Origin of the sequence: Micromonospora sp. M51, assembly GCF_018070305.1 — a bacterium.
In the GTDB taxonomy this organism is placed as follows: Bacteria; Actinomycetota; Actinomycetes; order Mycobacteriales; family Micromonosporaceae; genus Micromonospora; species Micromonospora parva.
This window is the reverse complement of sequence record NZ_JAGPXZ010000859.1, coordinates 1-2,388: the sequence shown is the minus strand read 5'-3', so window position 1 is coordinate 2,388 and position 2,388 is coordinate 1. Positions and strand designations below refer to the sequence as shown.

At 75.3% G+C, this 2,388-nt stretch carries 2 protein-coding genes; both read right to left on the bottom strand.

The window, feature by feature from the left end:
- Positions 1–106: 106 nt before the first annotated feature.
- Positions 107–1,426, bottom strand: a complete 1,320-nt coding sequence (locus KBX53_RS37225; RefSeq protein WP_309140886.1) for a hypothetical protein — start codon at positions 1,424–1,426, stop codon at positions 107–109.
- Positions 1,423–2,388, bottom strand: a 966-nt coding sequence (locus tag KBX53_RS29840; RefSeq protein ID WP_210863004.1) for a TadA family conjugal transfer-associated ATPase, incomplete at its 5' end; no start/stop codon positions are given. The genes KBX53_RS29840 and KBX53_RS37225, both read right to left, overlap by 4 nt.

The window sequence follows — 2,388 nt, the reverse complement described above, 5'->3', positions numbered from 1 at the left end:
GTTGAGCTGGGCCGGCCCGCTGCACTGGGCTGGACCGCTGAGACCTGCTGGCCCGTTGCCCTGCGTTGGTCCGTCGGGCCGGCCTGGCCGGCAGGGCGCCGGGCCGTCATCCGGCCCGCCCCGGGGTCGCGCCCAGCCGTTCCGCCCAGAGGAGACCCACCGCCTGAAGAGCGACCGCGGCAACGGCGCAGGCACCGCCGACTGTGCTGTGCAGGAGCACCGCCATGGGGTCGACACCGATGCCGTAGCCCAGGCCGATCCCGCCGACCGGCAGCGCCGCCAGTAGCCAGGCGGTAGCCCGCGCACCGGCCGCCTGGGCTGCCGCTGCGGCCAGGCCCCGATCGGTCGCCCGGGCGTCCGCCTCGATCCGTTCGACGAGCTCCGCCAGCGGCGCGCCGGTCCGGTCGGCCAACCGCACCGCCGCCGACGTCAGCTGGCGGAGTCGGCCAGCCCCGTCACGCTCCACGGTCGCGACGTCGAGCGCACGTGCGATGGGCAGCCCGGCCCGCAGGTCCGCCGCGAGGCCGCAGAGCTGGTCCAATCCACGTCGTCGGGTCCGCTCGGCGCTCCGGTTCAGTCGCCAACGCAGCACGGCGCGCACTGCCAGCGTGCCGTACCCGGCCATCGCCACCGCCGCCACCGGACCACCGACCACGGCGCCCACAGCGCCGCCGAAGAGGCCGACCAGTGGCAGCACCCGGGTCGCCGATCGGGAGATGCGCACCGACGGTGGCGTACCCGGCGTTCTGCCGGTCGGGCCGACGCGCAGGCCGTCGTGGCGATCGGCGATCGCCCATCCGCCGGCCGCCGCCGCACCGGACACGTCGCCCCGACAACCCGCATCCAGGTCGCCGTGCCCGTCCGCGGTTGCCGGGCCGGGGACGCCGGGCGGACCGTCCCCGTCCCCGTCGCTGACACCGACACCGACACCGACACCGACACCGATCGTGACCGTGGCCGCCGACGCAGGCCGTTGTTCCACGTCGAGCATGGTGGTGGCCTCCTCCGGCCGGGCGCTGCCGATCGGACGTCGGGGATCTCGACGGGCCGGCGGACGCGTCGGGCCCTCCGGACGGGTGAAGCCGCCTTTCACGCCCGGCCACCTCGGGCTGCGGATGACGTCCCGGTCGGGCCAGCCGAGCGCCGTCCGCCTTCCGTTGACACCGGCAGCGGTACCCGGCTCATCGGTGATCCGGACCGGATGACCCGAGGTCGGGGCAGCGCCGGTGCGGTCGACCAGCAAGTCCGGAGTGCTGCCGAGTTCCCTGATCCACTGCACCAGGGCGTCATCCGGATCGAGACGGCCGGCCCTCCGCCCCGGCGTCAGCACGCGACGTCGACGGGCCCGCACGCTCCGTACGGGCCATGCCACCAGGGCAGCGGCGACCAGGAGCAGCGCCGCCACCAGCATCGTCCGGGCGGTCATGCCGGACCCGCCGATCCGGGCCACGGCTCGCTGAGGATGGGCGGCACCGCCACCCCACGCTCCCGCAGCAGCGCCCCGAGAGCACGGGCGGCGAGCCCGAGCCCACCGCCGCGCACCCAGGCGGGCACCACTGTCACCATCCGTTCGGGCCCCTCGGGCAGCAGCAGGCAGACCGACTCCAGGACCCGGCCCTGATCGCCGCGTCGCACCTGGAACAGCACCTGCAACGCGGCCGCCACCTGGGCGTGCAGCGCGGCGCGGGGCAACCCACCCAACATGCCCAGGGCCTCCAACCGGGCCGGCACGTCGGACGGTGTGTTGGCGTGCAGCGTGCCGGCACCCCCGTCGTGGCCGGTGTTGAGCGCGGCCAGCAGGTCGACCACCTCACCGCCCCGGCACTCCCCGACCACCAGCCGGTCCGGGCGCATCCGCAACGCCTGCCGCACCAGGTCCGCGAGACTGACCACGCCCGTGCCCTCCACATTGGCGGTACGCGCTTGCAGCCCCACCACGTGCGGATGCCCCGGACGCAGCTCGGCGGCGTCCTCCACCAGCACGATCCGTTCGGTGGCCGGCACCATCCCCAGCAGCGTGTTGAGCAACGTCGTCTTGCCCGAGCCCGTGCCACCGGTCACCAGGTACGCCAGCCGGGCCGCGACGACGGCGGCGAGCAGTGGTGCCAGCGGTCGCGGCACCGTCCCCTGGCGCACCAACTCGTCGAGGGTGAACGGCCGATGCCGGAAGGTACGGAGGGAGAGGTACGGACCTTCGGTGGCCACCGGCGGCAGCACGGCGTGCAGTCGGGTGCCGTCGGGAAGGCGCGCGTCCGCGTACGGGGAGCCGTCGTCGAGTCGCCGCCCGGCGCTGGCGATCAGCCGCTGCGCCAGCCGGCGGACGTCGTCCACCGAGCCCAACGGAACGGCGACCTGATGCAGCCCCGACCCCCGGTCGACCCAGACCCG

Bases quoted from the DNA above. Each gene is read 5' to 3' on its own strand.
- KBX53_RS37225 (WP_309140886.1), bottom strand. From the start codon at position 1,426: ATGACCGCCCGGACGATGCTGGTGGCGGCGCTGCTCCTGGTCGCCGCT.